This is a genomic window from Anaerococcus lactolyticus S7-1-13 (assembly GCF_000758765.1).
GTDB classification, from domain to species: domain Bacteria; phylum Bacillota; class Clostridia; order Tissierellales; family Peptoniphilaceae; genus Anaerococcus; species Anaerococcus lactolyticus.
The window spans coordinates 85312-104114 of sequence record NZ_JRMW01000043.1; the positions used below are offsets into that span (position 1 = coordinate 85312).

Below are 18803 nucleotides of genomic sequence, written 5' to 3' on the forward strand. Positions count from 1 at the left end.
TATGAATAAGACTTACTTAAAAAATATCCTTAGGGATATTAAAAAAACAAAAGGAAAAGTATTTTCTATAGGGGTCATGGTTGGGCTAGCCACTATGGTTATTGTCGCCCTAAACCTTACAGGACCTTCTATGCGCAAAAGCCTTAAACAATCTTTAGATACATACCATCACCCTGATATAATAGTGAAATCTACTTATCCAATGGATTATGAAGATAAAATTCTTTTGGAAAACGACAGTGACATTGAAGACATTTCTTATATTAAAACTATAGATCTCATGGATGGCGAAAAGATTATAAGGTTAAAATCCTATGATAAAAATTTCTCTAAAATCCATCTTGATAAGGGTGATTTAATTAAAAATGACAAGGAAATCATTCTTGATAAGACCCTTGAAAAATATTATAAAATTGATGATACCATTAATCTTTCTTATATAAATGATGACCAAAAGGAAAATTCTAAGATTAGAAATACTTCTTTTAGGATAGTGGGATTTTTTGCAACTAGCGAAAAATTCATGGAAGATATGCGTGACATATCACCTCTTGGGAAAAAAGAGATTGAGGGATTCGCCTTTGTTAACCCAGAGAATTTCGCTAGCGATAAGTTTAATGAAATTAATATTTCCTATAAAAATTCAACCGATATGGATAAGACCAGCGATGAATATATCAGTTTTATTAGAGATAAGAAAGAAAAAATAGAAGATGATATCTACCTTAGACCGAAAGAAGTTTTAAAAAAAATCAAAACTGAAGCTAATGAAAAAATTTCTGATGCAGAAGGTGATATTAATGAGGCAGAAGATAAGTTAACTAGCACAGAAAGAGATTTACTGGATGCTAAAAAGAAACTGGATGACGGTTTTAATAAATATGAAACTAATAAGGCTAATTTTGAAAAGAGAATCAAGAATGCTGAAAATAAGCTTAGTAAGTCTAAGCAAAAATTAGAAGATGGACAAATTAAACTTGAGGATGCCAAAGAAAAATTAGCGACTTCAAAGAAAGAATATGAGAGCAAGATACAAGAAACTGAGAAATTACTAGACGATAAGTTAAAGGAATTAAATGCAGGCAAAAGTCAACTAGAAGAGAAAAAGTTAGAGATACAAAATGGTCTTGATAAAATTGATAAGACCTTTAGCGAACAAAAAGAAGCCTTGGTTAATCAAACTGGTGGCGACTTATCTTTATCAACCGCTATGCCTAGTGAAGAAGAGATGAAATCAAAACTTGACGAACAAAAAGCTCCACTTCTTTCTGCCCTTAAAGAAATTGAGGCAAAAGAGACGGAAATAAATGCGAGTTTTGTAGAATACAATAAGGGCAAGGCTGATTTTGAAGCGAAAAAACAAGAGGGTCTTACAAAAATCAAAGCTGGCCAAGCAGAAGTTGACAAAAACCAAAGAGAAATAAATCAGGGATGGACTAAGTACTATGAAGGAAGGGATAAGTTAGCCTTTAATAAGAAAGATGGCAAAAAGAAATTAGAAGATGCCTACAAGAAACTAATTAAATCAAAGGCTGACTATGAGAAAGGACTTAAGGAATTTGATGATAAAAAGCTAGAGGCAGAGGAAAAAATCCATGATGGCAAAAAGAAAATTTCTGATAATAAAGAAGCTTTGGTAAAACTCAGAGATCCTGAATACGATGTCGAAACTATTTTCGATAACCAAGGAATAGATACTTATTATAAAAATTCCCTAAATATGGATTCACTTTCAAAGGTATTTCCGGTATTTTTCTACATGGTAGCCATGCTAGTAACACTAACAACCATGCAAAGATATATCCAAGAGCAAAGGCTAATAAACGGCACTCTTAAATCCTTAGGTTATGCTAACAAGATGATAGCTAAAAGATTTTATATTTATGGGTTAATTCCAACTGTAATTGGATCTATAATAGGAGGTATTTTAGGCAGACTTATAATTGTCGGAGTAATCTTTGACGCCTACTCAACGGGCTTTGAAATACTTCACGCAAGCTATGTAAATTCGATAACAGTTATAATTGCATCAATTATTTTATCATCATTACTAGTTAGCCTTACAGTTTTCTTCACTTCAAAATCAACAGTAAACGAAACACCGGCAAGGCTGCTTATGCCTCTTGCACCACAAGGTGGAACAAAAATTTTGCTTGAAAGGATAAGACCTATTTGGAAGAACCTATCTTTTATGCAAAAAATCACTGCAAGAAACTTATTTAGGTACAAGTCAAGAATGTTTATGACAATTTTTGGCGTTGCAGGATGTACAGCCTTAATATTTTTTGGTTTTGCGATGATTGATTCATTAAAAGACACAGCATCAATCCAACAAAATGAACTTCATAATTATAAGGCAGTAGCAATTTTAGATGAAAAGGCCAGCGATACTGATAGGAGAAATTACCAAGAAAAAATATCTTCTTATGAGATTTTGGAAATAAAAAATAATTCTGCAAACCTAGAGAAAGATAAAATAAATCTGGATATATCTGTTGTTGTACCAAAAGATAGTAAGAAGTTTAAGGGTTTTGTGAACCTTAGAAAGGATAGGAAGTCTCCTGTAGACCTAGAAAAAGCAGGCGCAGTCCTAACAGAAAATGCAAGCAAAAAACTTGGCATCAAAGTTAATGATAAAATAAAAATCAAACTTGATGATGATCTACTCGAAATCAAAATCGGGGGAATTGCAGAAAACTATGTTGCTGACTACTTATATATTTCAAAAGACTATTATGAAAACCTCAGCAAGAGAGCTATAAAAGTAAATGCAAATTATATTAAAGGAAATCCTGATCAGATAATTGAGAAATTAGAGAATACGGATTCTGTCCTCGCTGTAATAAATACGGGCAAGGCCTATGCATCAATGGACGCTTTGCTAGCTAACTTAAACCTTGTAATTGTAGTAATAACTTTGATTTCTTCAATACTTGCCAGTGTTGTATTATACAATATTACTGATATAAATGTTAGCGAGAGAAAGAGGGAATTAGCTACTATCAAGGTTTTAGGTTTCTATCCTAAGGAAGTAACTTCCTACATTTACAGGGAAATATTTATCTTAACAATTTTAGGAATAGTATTGGGCTTTGGACTTGGTTATATTATGTTTAGGTACATAATTGATTTAGTGGCACCAAGGAATATAATGCTTGCTTATAAATTGCATCCACTAAGTTTTATAGTGTCAGCAGCAATTACCCTAATCTTATCTCTAATCATTTTAATTTATGTTCATAGAAAATTAAAGAAAATTGATATGGCTGAAGCTATGTCAAGTGGCGAATAATAAAAGGCGGGAAACCGTCTTTTATTTCGTCATACTAGATAAAAAGATAAATTTTGTTATAATTATTAGTGAGGTGGAATATGAAAATTATTTTTGTAAGACACGGTCTTACTATGGCAAATATAGAAAAAAAATACTCAACCCCGGAAACAAAACTTGAAGAATCCGGTTTATATATATTAGATAAGACAAAAGAACATTTAAAAAATTACGAAATTGATGAAGTTTATACTTCAGGATTAATACGTAGTCAAGAAACTGCAAAAATTTTGGGTTTTGATAAGTACTTGGTAGATGAAAGATTAAATGAAATGGACTTTGGAGATTTCAAAGGTAAAAGTATTTTCGAAGTCAGGGAAGATTATAAAAATTTTTTTGAACAAGAAAAAGAAGCTTACTTTGACTTACCTTATCCTAATGGTGAATCGAGGAGAGATGTTGTAAAAAGGCTTAGCTCATTTTTAGATGAAAAATCGAATAATGATAAAAACATACTTTGCATTAGCCATGGCATCGCAATAAGGTCAAGTTTGTTTTGGATTTTAAAAGACCTTTCCAATTGGCAGTCTTTTTGGATAGATAATGGTTCGCTTACAGTTTATAATATCAAAGATAATAAAAAACTAATAGAAAGTGTAAATATCATATGAAATTTATCCACTTGGCTGATTGCCATCTTGGTGACAGCTTTGCATTCAAAAGTGAGCTATCGGATAAAATTAGGGCCAATAATAAAAAGTCACTAGAGAGTATTTTAAAAAATAACAAGGATGTTGACTTCCTATTAATAGCTGGCGACTTATATGAAAGATCTTTGTTTACGCTTAGAGATTACAAAGAACTTTTCAAACTTTTTCACGACTTTGGAAAAGATATTTTTTATGTAGCAGGCAACCACGATTATATTGGAAGTGACAATTATGATATTCTAAAGATGAAACCAGCCAACCTTCATATCTTTTTTGATAAGGAACTTAGTTACTATGAAATAAATTCAACTAGGATTTATGGCTTATCATATAGTGATAGAATCTATAAAGATGAATTTCCTTATGATATAAATTTAGATGGTGATTTTTTTAATATTTTATTAGTCCATGCTAGCATAAACAAATCAGAAGATAAGTATCTAGACTTATATTTAGATAAATTGAAAGAAATAGGTTTTGACTATGTAGGGCTTGGCCATATTCATAAGTGGGGTAATTTTGGCAATAATATTTACTATGCTGGATCTATTGAACCAAGTGATTTTTCAGATGTATATGATTATGGATATATTCTATATGATCAGGGAAAAATGAGCCATGTTAATTCCTCAATTATGAAATTTTATGACATGAATTTATGCTTTGATGATTTTGAAAATGAGAGTAACCTTATATCATTTATTAATTCAAGACTTGACTCTAACAAGGAAAATTATTTGCGAATAAATCTAGATAGACAGGTTAATATTAACAAATTAAGAAAAGAAATCAATGCAGATTATATTCAAATAAAAATTGATGAGAGAGCCTCACTTTATGATTTGGTTGATTTTTATCCGAATTCTCTTCTGGAAAAGTATAGGGAAAAATTCCCTCACAAATTAGATGATATTCAAGCGAGGGCCTTAGAATTAGGCTTGGATGCGATATACAGGAGCAAGGATGACTAGGATTTTTATTGAAGAATTAAATATAAAATCTTTTGGTAAATTTCAAGACAAAACAATAAGGTTGAATCCATCTTTTAATCTAATATATGGGCTTAATGAATCTGGAAAAACTACTTTAAAAAATTTCATAGAAGGAATGTTCTACGGTTTTGATGAGGGGAAATTAAGAACTAGTTTTTCAAATAAAAGAGAAATTTATAGACCAAAATCGTCTTACGTCTATGCTGGGGAAATGAAGCTAACAAAAGATGGAGATAGGTTTCTTTTGTATAGGGACTTTGATAGTGGCGATTACAGGGTCACAAACTTAAGTGAAAATAAAGAAGTTGATCTGAAAAAATCAGACCTAAACGCTCCAGGTAAGTATTTTCTAGGTGTAGATTATGATATTTATAAAGCTTATATCTCATCAGAACAAATTCAAAAGATAAGCACCGATAGCAAGAAAAAAATCCTAGAAAAACTTTCATCAAATGATATAGATTATAATTTTTCTATAAAAAAATCTTTGGAAATACTTGATAATAGGCTAAAAGAGCTTGGAACGGAAAGAGCCTACACAAAGCCTTACTATAAGACAAAAGAAAAAATAGAAATTCTTCAAGAAAGAATATCAGAAATTGATAGGCTAAAAAAAGATTTTTATAAATCTTATCAAAAATTAGATGAGGATAGGAATCTTTTAACTAGGTATGAACAAGAATGTGAGCATAAAAAGAAATTAAACCAAACCTACAATAAAAGAAGATCGGACGAAAATTTCAAGTCTTACCAAAATTGGTCCAATAAACTTTTTAATATTGATAGAGAATTAGAATCTTACGATGATATAAAATTTCTAGAAAAAGATAAGATAGACTTTGTAGATGATAATAGAGATTATAAATTAATTTATATCCTTACAATACTTGTACTAATTTTGATTGCGATAATATTTAGTAAATTTTTCATCTTGCTATTTACTATTCCTTTTATTTATCTTATTTTTAACGAAAGTTACAAAGATGAAGGAAAGATTGCATCTGAGTATAATAATTTAAGGCATCGATTTAATGAATATGGAAGTCTTATTTCTGAAAGAGAAAAAATCGTGGAAGTCCTTGATATATTAAAAAAGCAGGATTTAGATTCCAATCAAGATGTAGATGATATTGATTTTAACTTTAGCGCTTATGATAATTTAAAAGAATTAAATGATATTTCAAACCTTGAAAAAGAAATAAAAGATTTAAGTGCCATTATCCATGTTAGGGAAAAAAATCTTTTATCAATTGACAATATCTTACAAGATGAAGCAACCTTGAGAGATGAGTTTAACTATCAAACTGAAAAGTTTAATAAGATTAATGAAGAAATAGAAGCTATAAATCTTGCTAAGAATATGATTTTACAAATTTCAGATGAAAATAAGGCAGATATTCATAAGTTAAATAATGATATTAAGAATATTTTAGCTGAATCAAGTAAATCAAAGTTCGATATAAGTTTTGATAATAATTTAGATATTAAGATTAAGGATAAATTAAATTTCACATACACTGATGATCAGTTATCTAAGGGATGTTATGACCAGGTGAACCTTGCGATGAAGCTTAGTGTGGCAAAAGAAAGTATAAAAGATTCGTTTTTGATTTTTGATGATGCCTTTATAAATTATGATATTGAAAGGTTAAGAAGATTTTTATACCTAATTCTCGATGAATCTTTATCTAGGCAAATAATTTATTTTACATGTCATAAGAGAGAAGAAGAGTTTTTTGAAGCTGAAAATATATATGTGAATTTTATACAGTTGGGGGATCAATGATATATGCTCTGGCAGACCTTCATTTAGATTATACAGAAGCAAAATCTATGGAGGTTTTTGGCGAAGCCTGGAAAAATTACCAGGAAAAAATCTTTGCAAATTGGAAAAATAAAATAAAAGAAGAAGACACAGTCTTGGTGCCAGGTGACATTTCTTGGGCGATGGATATAAAAAATGCCGAAATTGATTTAGCCAAAATTGATAAGCTCCCTGGTAAAAAGATTTTGATGAAGGGTAATCATGATTTTTGGTGGTCTTCGCTAAATAAACTCAACCAACTTGGTCTAGAAACAATAGAGTTTTTACAAAATAATTCTTTCGAAGTTGAAGATTATTTAATTTGCGGAACTAGGGGTTGGATCAGTAGAGATAGTAGGGATTTTACTGACCATGATGAAAAGATTTATAAAAGAGAACTTCTAAGGCTTGAAAATTCTATTAGAAGCACAAAGTCTGATAAAAAACTTATTATTAATCTTCACTACCCACCAATAAACGCTGACGGATCGTTGAATGAATTTTTTGATTTGGCCAAGGAGTTTAAAGCCCACACGCTTATTTATGGCCATCTTCATGGCAATGGGCACAGATTAATTAAGGAAGGAATATATGAAGGGGTCAAATTGGTTTGCGTATCAGGCGACTATGTTGATTTTGACCCGGTTAGGATAGGATAATGCAAAGAGAAATTGAAGTAAAAGTTTTAAATATTGTACCAAAAGAAATGGAAGAAAAATTACTAAGCCTTGGGGCTGAGAAATTATCTAGGGAGTTTCAGACAAATTATACTTTTGAACCTACAGATGGTGAGTTTAAAAAAGGCTACCTAAGAATAAGAGAAAGCCAAATTGATGGCAAGAAAAATCCGATTGAATTAACTTTTAAAGAAGTAAAAAACGACAGAGATGTTAGGATTAATAACGAATTTACAGTTCATATTGATTCTGTAGCTATGATGACTTCTATCTTAGATAAGATGGGTATAAAATTAAAATATAAGGGAGAAAAGGAAAGAATATCTTACAGGTATAAGGGACAAAGATTTGATATAGATACTTGGGATAAAAATACTTATCCATATCCTTATATGGAAATTGAATTTACAAATCAATCAAAGATAGATGAAATTATTAACGATTTAGGCATTGAAAAGAGCATGGTTACAACAAAGTCAATATCAGATTTAATAAATGAATTATAATTTTGACAGATAGAAATATACTGGTATAATTTAAAAAAATCTAAGGAGAAAGTATGATTTCTATAAAAAATTTATTAAATTCGCACGATTTGACAAAAAAAGATTTGCTCGAAATTATCGAACTAGGAAATGCTATTTATAAGAGTCCAGCCGATTTTTCTCATTCAGCAGATGGGAAGTTATTGGGGACTCTTTTTTTTGAGCCTTCAACCAGGACTAGATTATCTTTTGAATCTGCCATGCTAAGGTTAGGAGGATCTGTAGTAGGATTCTCTGATGCAAGTGTATCATCTGCTAAAAAGGGAGAGAGCTTACAAGATACAGTTAAAACTGTTAGCCAGTATGCTGATATTATCGCTATGCGTCACCCACAAGAAGGTGCTGCCTACCTTGCAAGCCTTGCAGCTGATTGCCCAATTATAAATGCAGGTGATGGTGGCCACCAACATCCAACCCAAACCCTAACAGATATGCTTACAATTAGCAATTACAAAGAAGGTTTTGACAACCACGTTATAGGTATCTGTGGCGACCTCAAATACGGTAGGACTGTTCACTCATTGATTAAAATATTAAATCTTTTTGAGGGAAACAAATACATATTAATTTCTCCAGAAGAATTAAAGCTTCCACAATATGTAAAAGAAGAAGTTTTTGATGAAAATTCTCAGTATGAAGAAGTAAGAAGCCTTGATGAAGTAATCGATAAGATTGATATTCTATATATGACAAGGATTCAAAGAGAAAGATTTTACTCTGATGCTCAATACACAAGACTAAAAGATTCATATCTTTTAGATAAGGAAAAAATGGAAAGGGCTAGGAAGGATATGATAGTTTTGCATCCGCTTCCTAGAGTAAATGAAATTGCAAAAGAAGTTGATGATGATCCAAGAGCTGTTTATTTCAAACAGGCAAAATTTGGTATGTATGTTAGAATGGCACTTATTATAAAGTTATTGGAGGCAAATAATGATTGAGATTACAAGTATTAAAGACGGAATAGTAATAGACCATATTAGAGCAGGACTAGGAATGCAAATCTATAATCTATTAGATTTAAAAGATTTAAAAGATGAAGTGGCAATAATTTTGAATGCTTCTTCAACAAGATTTGGCAAAAAAGATATATTAAAAATCGCAAACAATATTGATATAAACCTAGATGCTGTTTCAATTATAGACCCAACAGCAACTGTTAATATCATTGAAAATGAAAAGGTAGTTAAGAAACTAGAATTAAAGCTACCTGAAAAAGCAATTGATATTTTAACTTGTCAAAATCCAAAATGTGTATCAACAACTGAAAGGGAAGTTCAAAGTGAATTTATCCTTATAAATAAGGAAGAAAAGACCTATAAGTGTGCCTTCTGTGGTCACATTTATGATGTGGAAGAATAAAAATGAAGCAAGTTTTTACCAACTTTTACGGCTTCGATGACGTAAAAATTTCTAAAAATGATCTTTATGTTGAAGATGGAATTATTGTAGAAGAATTTTCTAGAAATGAAGCAGACGAGATTATTGATTGCAATAATCTCGCCTTGATGCCATCTTTTACTGATATGCACGTTCATTTTAGGGATCCTGGTTTTACCTACAAGGAAGACTTGGAAACTGGTTCCCACGCTGCCCTTAAGGGTGGTTTTACTAATGTGCTTTTGATGGGAAATACCAAACCAACTGTATCAAGTCCAGAAATTTATGAAGATATTATGAAAAGGGGCAAAGATATAGACTTGATAGGTATTGATCAAGTTTATACTATAACAAAAAATTTTGATGGAAAAACTCTCGACCACTTGGATACCTTGCCAGAATCTGTAAAGTTTATTTCAGATGATGGACATGGTGTTGATGACGATGCCATAATGTATTTGGCTATGGTTAAGGCAAAAAAACTTGGCGTAAATATGACTTTGCATGAAGAAGTTGCTAAAGTTTCTGCCATTGATTATGAAGTAGCAGAAGATGCTATGACCCTTCGTGATTGTTACTATGCTTATAAACTTGATATGCCAGTTCATTTTTCCCATGTTTCTACCAAGGGGGCAATGACTGCTATCAAGTATTTTAAGGACTTGGGTGCTAAAATAACCTGTGAAGTAACTCCTCACCACCTATATTTTTCTGAAAAAACTAGAGATGAAATGAAGGTAAATCCTCCTATAAGGAGGGAAGAAGACAGGCAGTTTTTGCTAAAGATGATTAAGGAAGGCTATGTTGATGCAATATCAACTGATCACGCTCCACATTCTGCTGAAGAAAAGAAAAATGGGGCGCCAGGTTTTATTGGAATTGAGACAGCCTTTTCTACCTGCTATGAAGTTTTAGTAAAGTCTGGAATAATTTCTTTAAATCAATTAGTTAAGATAATGTCTACAAGGCCATCAGAACTTTTAAATATTAAAAAAGGTAAGTTAGAGCCTGGATATATGGCTGATTTTACCTTAGTTGACCTTGATAAATCTTATGAATATAAGGAAGAAGATATTCTATCTAAGTCTAAAAATTCACTTATGATTGGAAAGACACTTTATGGTTCAATTGAAAGAGTTTATAGGGGAGGAGAGTTAAAATATGAAAATAATAGATAAATTATATGATAGAGTCGAGAAATTAGGCTTTGTTTGTGTAGGTCTTGATACTTCTATGGATTATATTCCTGATTCTATGAAGGATGGAAAATCAATTCATGATGCAATTTTTGCCTATAACAAGGAAATTATTGATGCGACTAAGGATGTATGTGCTATTTATAAGCTCCAAATTGCCTATTACGAGTCTTATGGACTTGAAGGCATGCTTGCCTATAAAAATACTTTGGACTACCTTAGGAGTTTAGATTTATTAACTATCGGAGATGTTAAAAGAAGTGATATAGCTGCATCTGCAACCATGTATGCTAAGGCTCATTTTGAAGGAGACTTTGAAGTTGATTTCATGACCCTAAACCCATACATGGGCATGGATTCAATTTCTCCATACCTACATTACTTAGAGTCAGGTAAAAAAGGAATTTTTGTTCTTTTAAGAACTTCAAATCCAGGTGCCAATGACTTTGAAGTCTTGGAAACAAAGGGTGAAGAACTTTTTTATACAATTGGCGATAAGCTCAAGGAAGTAAATGAGAATTATATAGGAGAGTCTGGTTTCGGTCCAGTCGGCTTGGTTGTAGGCGCAACCCACAGCGAAGAAGTAGAAAAAATTAGAAAAAGATATGATAAGATGTTTTTCTTAATACCTGGTTTTGGGGCGCAAGCTGCTGATAGTTTGAATGTTTATAATCTCATGATCAAGTTAAATGCAGGCGTTGTAAACTCATCTCGTGCCATACTTAAAAATTGGATGAATTTTGAAGATGGTAAGACAAATGTTGGCAAATATGCCAGAGAAAAAACAATAGAAACTTATAAGGAAATAGCAAAAAATGCAAACATATAGACCGTGCAAAGTTTTGGAAAATATTGAAATAGCTCCAGGTATTCTTAAGATTGGCCTTGGTATAAATTTAAATGCTAAACCAGGACAGTTTTTTATGCTAAGAGCAGATTCCTTTAGGCAAGACCCAATCCTTGCTAGACCTTTTGGTGTTTGTGAACAAATAGATGGTAAGTTAGTTTTTTTGGTTCAAGTTGTTGGTAAGGGTACAAGACTAATAGCAGACCTTCATGAAGGCGATGGGGTTTCTATCTTAGGCCCACTTGGCAAGGGATTTGAAAAAACAAATGATAAAAAAATTGCTATTGTAGCTGGTGGTATAGGTATCGCACCACTTTTAGAATTGGCTAAAAACTTAGATACAAAAGCTGATTTTTATGCGGGTTTTGCAGATGAACCTTATTTTGTTGATGAGTTTACATCTTATGTAAATAAAGTTGTAACAAGTTCTGAAAAAAAAGAAGGAAAATTCATCTTAGATAAATTAAATCCTGATGATTATGATTTAATTTATGCTTGTGGACCAAATCCGATGTTAAAGGCTCTTTGTGAGACAAATACAAGGGCAAAGATTCAGATTTCAATGGAAGCCCATATGGGATGTGGAATTGGGGCTTGCTTGGGATGTACTGTTGAAGATGTAAATGGTGATTTTATCAGAGTTTGTAAAGATGGACCAGTTTTCGCTGCAGAAAGGATATTTAAATGAGCTTAAAAGTAAATATAGGAGGCGTTGAATTTAAAAATCCAGTCATTGCTGCAAGTGGCACGTTTGGTTTTGGTGAAGAATTTAAGGACTACATAGACTTAAATAAATTAGGCGGAATTTCATCTAAGGGTCTAACTATAAGAAAAAATCTCGGAAATCCAGGCATAAGAATTTACGAAACACCTGCTGGTATTATGAACTCAATAGGACTTCAAAATCCTGGTGTCGATCATTTTATTGAGAACGAATTAGTTTTCATGAGAAAATATGACACTGTTGTAATAGCAAACCTGGGTGGCCATTCTTATGATGATTATATCCAAGGGGCGAAAAAGCTTGATAAAGCAGATATTGACATGATTGAACTTAATATTTCTTGCCCAAACCTAAAAGAAGGGGGCATGGCTTTCGGAACAGATCCTTATAAAGCTAGAGAAGTAATAAGCCTTGTAAGGGCGGAAACTAACCATCCATTAATTGTAAAACTTTCGCCAAATGTGACCCATATAGGAGAGTTTGCAAAAATTGCAGAAGAATGTGGTGCCGATGCAGTTTCCCTCGTCAATACTTTTAATGCTATGGCTGTTGATATTAAGAAAAAGAAATTTGTTTTTAATAATAAGACTGCTGGACTTTCTGGTCCTGCCATTAAGCCAATTGCTCTAAGAATGACTTATGAAGTAGCCCAAGCTGTTGATATACCAGTCATTGCTATGGGTGGAATTATGAATGTTGAAGACTGCCTAGAGTTTATGATGGTAGGTGCGAATGCAGTTCAGGTTGGTACAGCAAATTTTTCAAAACTCGAAACTATGATTGAAATAATTGATAATCTCGAAAAATATTGTTCTGATAACAGTATAGATAATATTAATGATATAGTTGGAATTTTATAGGAGAAAAAATGGAAAAAACAATAGAATTATTAAAAAAATCTAATGCCCTACTTGAGGGACATTTTATCTTATCTAGTGGTAAACACTCTGATAAGTATGTGCAATGTGCAAAATTAATCCAAAATCCAAAGTATTGTGAGGAAGTTGCAAAAATAATTGCAGAGAAGGTAAAACAAGCTGGTATTAAAGTAGATCTTTGTGTTGGACCTGCTATGGGTGGAATTATTATTGCTTATGAAGTGGCTAGGGCTCTTGGAGTTGACGCGATTTTTACTGAAAGAGAAAATAACGAAATGACTCTTAGACGTGGTTTTGAAATTAAAGAAGGTCAAAAAGTAATAATTGTAGAGGATGTAATCACAACTGGTAAGTCCTCTTTTGAAACAGTTGATGTTATAAAAGCTCATGGTGGTGATGTAGTAGCCCTCACTTCTATAGTAAATAGGTCACATGTAGATGAAATAAACGGGCTTCCACTTATCTCAGCAGTAAAAATTGAGGTAAATGCATGGGATCCTGACGAACTACCAGATGATTTAAAGAACATTCCAGCTATCAAGCCTGGTTCAAGAAAAATGAAAGCTTGATAAATAGAGCATTAAGCATATAATTTTATTAATATATATTTTATATATAAGGGAGACTTATGGTATATAAAAAGAAATTGATTAGTAATTTTATATTCTTGATGCTTTTAATTTTACCTTTTTTTGCATTATCAAATATATCTTTTGCAGACGAAGCTAAGGTAAACAGAAGGGATACCCTCTTATTAGGCTTAAAGCAGATTTCAGAAGAAGCCATGAATTTAAAAGACATGAGAGATATAAGGTTTGATAAGTTAAAAAAAGATTTAGACGAATTTACGAAAAAGGGTTCTGAAAAAATTGCAGATAAAAATGATTTTTATCCCCTAAACCCAACTCAGTTTTCTAGCGAAGAATTAGGCTGGGGGCTTGCTGGTACAAACTTACTAGGCCTTCAAAAAGACTTTAAGGATGCAAGTGAGGAAGAGGGAGTAAATCCAATCCTACTTATGGCTATGGCTAAGCATGAAACAGGTAATGGAACAAGTGAGCTTTTTCTAAAAAAGAAAAATTTATTTGGATTCAATGCAGTTGACCACGACCCTTACAATTTAGCAACAGATTTTACAAATGAAAGAGCCTCTATATTTACAGTTGCTAAACATTTGAAGAATGAATACTTAAACGAAGATGGCAAGTTTTATAATGGTATATCTACAAATGGTATTGGCAAGCTTTATGCAACTGATCCTGATTGGTCAAAAAAAGTTGACTGGATGATGATTGAAGTTACAAGAGCAATGATTAGTAGCTATGAAGAATATGAACAGAGATAGAGAAAGGATAAGTAATGAATACAAGAGATTATCTTGATGGAAAATCTCAAGATGGATTTGAATTTTTTGGCTCTCATAAAAGAAAGGCTAAGGATTATATTTTTAGAGTACTTGCACCAGAAGCCAAAAATGTTTATATAGCAGGTGACTTTAACAATTGGGAAAAGAGTTCTCTTAGAAAATACCAAACAGGTGTTTTCTCCATAACATTTAACCAAGTAAATGAGGGTGACCGTTATGAATATCTTATAGAAGATGTGGAAGGTAATTTTTATAAAAAATTAGACCCTTATTCTAAAAAAATATGTTTGGAAGAGGGATTAACAGTTATAGACAATTCTGCTTATAAGTTTAAGTATAAGAAAATAAGTCAAAAACCAAAAAATATTTACCAAGTCCACCTTGGATCTTTGTTTAGGGACAAGGAAGATAAGAAAAAAGTTTATGAAAAACTTGTTAATCACATAAAAGATAATAATTTTACCCATGTGCAAATAATGCCAGTAAGTGAATATAAAAATTACAAGCAGATGGGATATTCTTCTTTGGGACTTTTTGCTTTTTCAGAAAGGTATGGAAGTCTTGATGATTTTAAATATTTTATAGATATACTTCATAAGAATAAGCTTGGAATTATTGTAGAACTTGATATAGCCGAATTTGACCCTGATTTTTTAGGTTTAGACAAGTTTGATGGAACAAATCTTTATAATTATGACTATGATAATATAAAATACAATTATTATGGTTCTATAAATTTTGACCCTGGCAAAAATTTTGTAAAGTCCTACCTATTATCACTTGTAAATTATTATGTAAAAGAACTAAGAATTGACGGTATTTATTTTTCCTCTGCAGAAAATATGATTTACTGGCAAGGTGATAAAAATAGGGGAGTTAATAATTCTTGGCTTGAATTGATACGAGAAATTAACGATTTAATAAGGCAAAATAAATCTTATTCAATTGCGGGCATAAATGGAGTATATGAGGAATTTGATTTAGGGTTTGATTTGATTTTTGATAGTGAACTTAGAAATATTGTCGAAGTTTTTCAAAGGCAGCCTATAGAAAGGGCATGCTATCAAACTTATATTAATAACCTTATAAAAAATGGCAATTCAAAAAAAGTATTAGGGTTTTCTTATGTTGATAGTTACCTTAATGAAGCAAATCTTGCAATGAAGATGTTTTCTGATGATAAAAAGATTTCCCAACTTAAATCTTTATTTACATTTTTAATGACTTTAAAGTCATCTAAGTTTATTTTTATGGGTGACGAGCTTGCTGATATGAGGACATTTTCGATTTATAATAATTTTGATGTTAGTGAGATTATAAATAAAAATTTTAATCAATATTATAAGGACTTGGCGAAAATTTTCTTAAATACCAAAGCCTTATGTGAAGATGAGTCTAGTATTAAAGTTTTAGATGTCGATGGTTATAGCATTTACGCCTATGAAAGAACCTATAAAAATGAGAAATATTTGGTAGTTGTTAATTTCACAGATATAGGATATGAAATAAATAGCCCTTATAATCTTGAAGAAATAATTAATACAAATAATTTAAAGTATGAGGGTACAGGTAATGTAAATGGTAAAATTATAATAGGCGAAGAGATTAGAATCGAACCTTTTGGTTCTGCGATCTTTAAAATTAAATAAATATAAATTTAAAATAACAAGGAAGACTTATTCCTTGTTATTTTTCTATGAGTTTATATTCTCTTTCAATATTGTGAGCCACTTGGGTAAATCTTTCAAGAACAACTTTTCTGGGTATTATTCCTAAAAAATATCCATTTTTCATTGTTACACAAACAAAGTTATTGTCTATTAGAAGTGAAATTACATCTTCTAATTCATAATTATCAAATAATATTGGTACAACCTGGTTCATAGCTTCCTTAACTGTATGGGCTGCTAGTTTTTCTTCATTAAAAATTGATATGTTATCAAAATTTTTTACAATTTGTGGTATTGAGATTAAACCACGTATGCAGTTATTATCATCAATTACAGGAATAATTTGATAACCTGAGCTTGACAATACAAGGCTTGCATGAAGCAAGGAGTCATTTTCATTTACAACAGCTACTTGACTAGCAGGCAACATTAGGTTGGCGGTTGGTCTATTAAAAAGTTTGGCAAATTTTTTTCCTATCAAAATAAGCTCCTCATATTTTATCTAATTTTATTATAACATAAATCTTATTTTGAGTATAAAAAAACTCCAAGATAAACTTGGAGTTATATGTAAGCACACCCAATATCGAACGATTAGTAAAATATAGGGTCTAAGATTTCTAGCTCATGCTAGGTGGCCTTACGGCACACACAAGGGTCTGCTTAATGCTGCTAGGTTCCCCTCCTGACATGGTTCACAGTCTTATGTTGCGTAAGATCTATCAATCAACACTAGTAATCATAATCTTTTATTTTGCTAAAAGTCCTCCATTGGGACTTAAACCCTGCTATAGCGGATTGCAGGTTACAAGGCACCGCTAGTTCCCCGTCTAGTGCATGGCGGAGAGCATGGGATTTGAACCCATGATACATGAAAAACTGTATACACGATTTCCAATCGTGCTCCTTCAACCACTCGGACAGCTCTCCATATTACAATAACTTACTATACCATAGTTTATTTGCATTGCAAAAGAAAAAATTCATTAAAAATTCGAAACTGTGGTATAATTATTAGGTAGAAAGGAAGGCTATGACTAAAGCTTTATATAGACAATATCGACCAAAAGTTTTTGAACAAGTCCTTGGTCAAGATAAGGTCATTAATGTATTAAAAAATCAAATAAAAAATAAAAACTTTTCTCATGCTTACTTATTTGCTGGAGAAAGGGGTTGCGGTAAAACATCTGCGGCAAAGATTTTTGCAAAAGCAATTAATTGCTTAAATCCTAAAGATGGATCTCCTTGTCTTGAATGTGAAAATTGTAGGGCAATAGAAGAAGAAACAAGCCTTGATGTTGTGGAGATGGATGCGGCTAGTAATAGACGTATAGATGATATTAGAAATCTTAGAGATAATGTTATTTATCCACCTGCAAATCTTAAATATAAGGTCTACATAATAGATGAGGCCCATATGATTACAAGAGAAGCTTTCAATGCTCTTTTAAAAATCATGGAAGAACCTCCTAAGCACTTGGTATTTATCTTAGCAACTACAGAGATTGATAAAATTCCAAAAACTATTTTATCTAGGGTCCAAAAATTCGAGTTTAATAAAATTGACTCATCAAAAATAAAAGAGCAGATTAATATAATTCTTAAGGACCAAAATGTTAAGATGGAAAATGAAGCTATTGACCTTATAATTACAAAGGCTAAGGGCGCTATGAGGGATGCCTTGAGCATTTTAGATCAAGTTTTATCTTTTGATAAAAAAGAATTTATGCTTAAGGATGTTGAGTTTATTCTAGGTTCTGTTGGCTTCGAGAAGATTAATAAACTTGTGAATAGCATTATTGTAAAAGACCAAAGGCAAAGTTTAAATGATTTATTGGATATAAGAAATGACGGTAAGTCAAATCTTGATATAGTTGATTCTCTTATAAATTTCTATAGGGACTTAATGGTTTTGAAAGTCAGTGGAGATGACATGGATTTTGAAAACCAAGATAGGCTAAATTTCCTAAAAGAAAAGGTTGATGAAATAAGCTTAGATAGGATTTTAACTAGTTTAGATGTATTAAATGATTATTGCATAAAAATCAATAATTCATCTAACACAGACATTTTAAGTGAGGTTTTAGTTTTAAGGTTAATTGATACTGTTGATACAAATAGTCTAAGATCAAGGGTTGAAAAACTTGAAAGATTAGACCATTCAAATATAGTTGATACTATTAATAGCATTATTAATGTGAGGTTGGAAAATTTTAATCCTGTCACAAGTAAGCACGATAGAACTTATGATCTTGAAGAGATTGGTCCAAACAAGTCTGATGATGTTGTTGATAATCACATTTCAAATGTAGGAGAAATTGTCACTAAAACTTCAATTGGAAATGATATAAGTGAAGGTAAAGATGGAAATGATATAAGTGAAGATAAAGAATCTTCAAAATCCATAAGTATTGATCCACACTTGATGCACGATATTAGAGAAATGGTGGTTTCGACTTCTGGAACTATGTTAAATACTATTTTTAACGATGAAGGTTTTAATTATGAGTATAATGGTTCTGATTTTGTGCTTATAATTAAAGACGAGTTTTATAGGATTTTTATAGAAACTAAAATTGACGAAATAAGTGAAAAGCTATCAGCTATTTTAAATAAAGATATAAGTTTTTTTCTTGAAACTAGAGATAGTAAAGAAGCAGAAAATATAGAAAGAGATTCTAAGCAAAGCCAAACAATAGATAAATTAAAAAAAATCTTTGATGAAGAATTAAGTATAAAATAG

General features: G+C 31.5%; 17 protein-coding genes, 1 tRNA gene and 1 other RNA gene. 16 read left to right on the forward strand and 3 right to left on the reverse strand.

From position 1 onward, the window contains the following. The first annotated feature begins 1 nt into the window (after position 1). From HMPREF1630_RS08450 to HMPREF1630_RS08520, 15 genes are all read left to right on the forward strand, one after another. Positions 2-3292: an FtsX-like permease family protein gene (locus tag HMPREF1630_RS08450; RefSeq protein ID WP_037328747.1), complete on the forward strand. Its 3291-nt coding sequence runs from the start codon at positions 2-4 to the stop codon at positions 3290-3292. An 80-nt stretch (positions 3293-3372) separates the two neighbouring features. Further along, positions 3373-3942 carry a histidine phosphatase family protein gene (locus HMPREF1630_RS08455; RefSeq protein ID WP_037328748.1) on the forward strand — a complete coding sequence of 190 codons (570 nt, stop codon included), beginning with the start codon at positions 3373-3375 and terminating at the stop codon, positions 3940-3942. After that, positions 3939-4952: a metallophosphoesterase family protein gene (locus HMPREF1630_RS08460; RefSeq protein ID WP_037328749.1), complete on the forward strand. Its 1014-nt coding sequence runs from the start codon at positions 3939-3941 to the stop codon at positions 4950-4952. The genes HMPREF1630_RS08455 and HMPREF1630_RS08460 overlap by 4 nt, the downstream gene beginning before the upstream one ends. Then, positions 4945-6759, forward strand: a complete 1815-nt coding sequence (locus HMPREF1630_RS08465) for an ATP-binding protein (protein ID WP_037328750.1) — start codon at positions 4945-4947, stop codon at positions 6757-6759. Before HMPREF1630_RS08460 ends, HMPREF1630_RS08465 begins: the two co-directional genes overlap by 8 nt. Beyond that, positions 6756-7436, forward strand: a complete 681-nt coding sequence (locus HMPREF1630_RS08470; protein ID WP_037328751.1) for a metallophosphoesterase — start codon at positions 6756-6758, stop codon at positions 7434-7436. The genes HMPREF1630_RS08465 and HMPREF1630_RS08470 overlap by 4 nt, the downstream gene beginning before the upstream one ends. After that, complete coding sequence (locus HMPREF1630_RS08475) at positions 7436-7960, forward strand: class IV adenylate cyclase (RefSeq protein ID WP_004827355.1); 525 nt, start codon at positions 7436-7438, stop codon at positions 7958-7960. The genes HMPREF1630_RS08470 and HMPREF1630_RS08475 overlap by 1 nt, the downstream gene beginning before the upstream one ends. Before the next feature lie 53 nt (positions 7961-8013). Next, positions 8014-8940 (forward strand): aspartate carbamoyltransferase, encoded by a 927-nt coding sequence (gene pyrB, locus HMPREF1630_RS08480; RefSeq protein WP_037328752.1) that lies wholly within the window; start codon positions 8014-8016, stop codon positions 8938-8940. Then, positions 8933-9361: an aspartate carbamoyltransferase regulatory subunit gene (locus tag HMPREF1630_RS08485; RefSeq protein ID WP_004827357.1), complete on the forward strand. Its 429-nt coding sequence runs from the start codon at positions 8933-8935 to the stop codon at positions 9359-9361. Before pyrB ends, HMPREF1630_RS08485 begins: the two co-directional genes overlap by 8 nt. Positions 9362-9363: 2 nt before the next feature. Further along, positions 9364-10557, forward strand: a complete 1194-nt coding sequence (locus HMPREF1630_RS08490; RefSeq protein ID WP_037328753.1) for a dihydroorotase — start codon at positions 9364-9366, stop codon at positions 10555-10557. After that, entirely contained in the window at positions 10541-11404 is an 864-nt protein-coding gene (gene pyrF / locus HMPREF1630_RS08495; RefSeq protein ID WP_037328754.1) for an orotidine-5'-phosphate decarboxylase, read from the forward strand. Before HMPREF1630_RS08490 ends, pyrF begins: the two co-directional genes overlap by 17 nt. Continuing rightward, positions 11391-12110: a dihydroorotate dehydrogenase electron transfer subunit gene (locus tag HMPREF1630_RS08500; protein WP_037328756.1), complete on the forward strand. Its 720-nt coding sequence runs from the start codon at positions 11391-11393 to the stop codon at positions 12108-12110. The genes pyrF and HMPREF1630_RS08500 overlap by 14 nt, the downstream gene beginning before the upstream one ends. Further along, positions 12107-13006, forward strand: a complete 900-nt coding sequence (locus HMPREF1630_RS08505; RefSeq protein ID WP_037328757.1) for a dihydroorotate dehydrogenase — start codon at positions 12107-12109, stop codon at positions 13004-13006. Before HMPREF1630_RS08500 ends, HMPREF1630_RS08505 begins: the two co-directional genes overlap by 4 nt. Positions 13007-13014: 8 nt before the next feature. Further along, positions 13015-13593 carry an orotate phosphoribosyltransferase gene (gene pyrE, locus HMPREF1630_RS08510; RefSeq protein WP_037328758.1) on the forward strand — a complete coding sequence of 193 codons (579 nt, stop codon included), beginning with the start codon at positions 13015-13017 and terminating at the stop codon, positions 13591-13593. Between the two features lie 59 nt (positions 13594-13652). Next, complete coding sequence (locus HMPREF1630_RS08515; protein ID WP_037328760.1) at positions 13653-14369, forward strand: glucosaminidase domain-containing protein; 717 nt, start codon at positions 13653-13655, stop codon at positions 14367-14369. A gap of 14 nt (positions 14370-14383) precedes the next feature. After that, complete coding sequence (locus HMPREF1630_RS08520) at positions 14384-16039, forward strand: GlgB N-terminal domain-containing protein (RefSeq protein ID WP_037328761.1); 1656 nt, start codon at positions 14384-14386, stop codon at positions 16037-16039. Positions 16040-16076: 37 nt separating this feature from the next. On the opposite strand, the gene cbpB is transcribed toward HMPREF1630_RS08520, so the two are convergent. The 3 genes from cbpB to HMPREF1630_RS08530 all read right to left on the reverse strand — a co-directional run bounded on the left by cbpB (position 16077) and on the right by HMPREF1630_RS08530 (position 16990). Continuing rightward, positions 16077-16541, reverse strand: coding sequence for a cyclic-di-AMP-binding protein CbpB (cbpB, locus tag HMPREF1630_RS08525; protein WP_004827365.1), 465 nt, complete (start codon positions 16539-16541; stop codon positions 16077-16079). A gap of 91 nt (positions 16542-16632) precedes the next feature. Next, positions 16633-16899: signal recognition particle sRNA large type (gene ffs / locus HMPREF1630_RS09380), an RNA gene on the reverse strand. Next, positions 16899-16990: transfer RNA gene (locus HMPREF1630_RS08530), tRNA-Ser, on the reverse strand. Before HMPREF1630_RS08530 ends, ffs begins: the two co-directional genes overlap by 1 nt. A gap of 103 nt (positions 16991-17093) precedes the next feature. Here HMPREF1630_RS08530 and dnaX point away from each other — a divergent pair. Next, the gene (gene dnaX / locus HMPREF1630_RS08535) at positions 17094-18803 is read left to right on the forward strand and encodes a DNA polymerase III subunit gamma/tau (protein ID WP_037328763.1); all 1710 of its coding nucleotides are present in this window, start codon (positions 17094-17096) and stop codon (positions 18801-18803) included.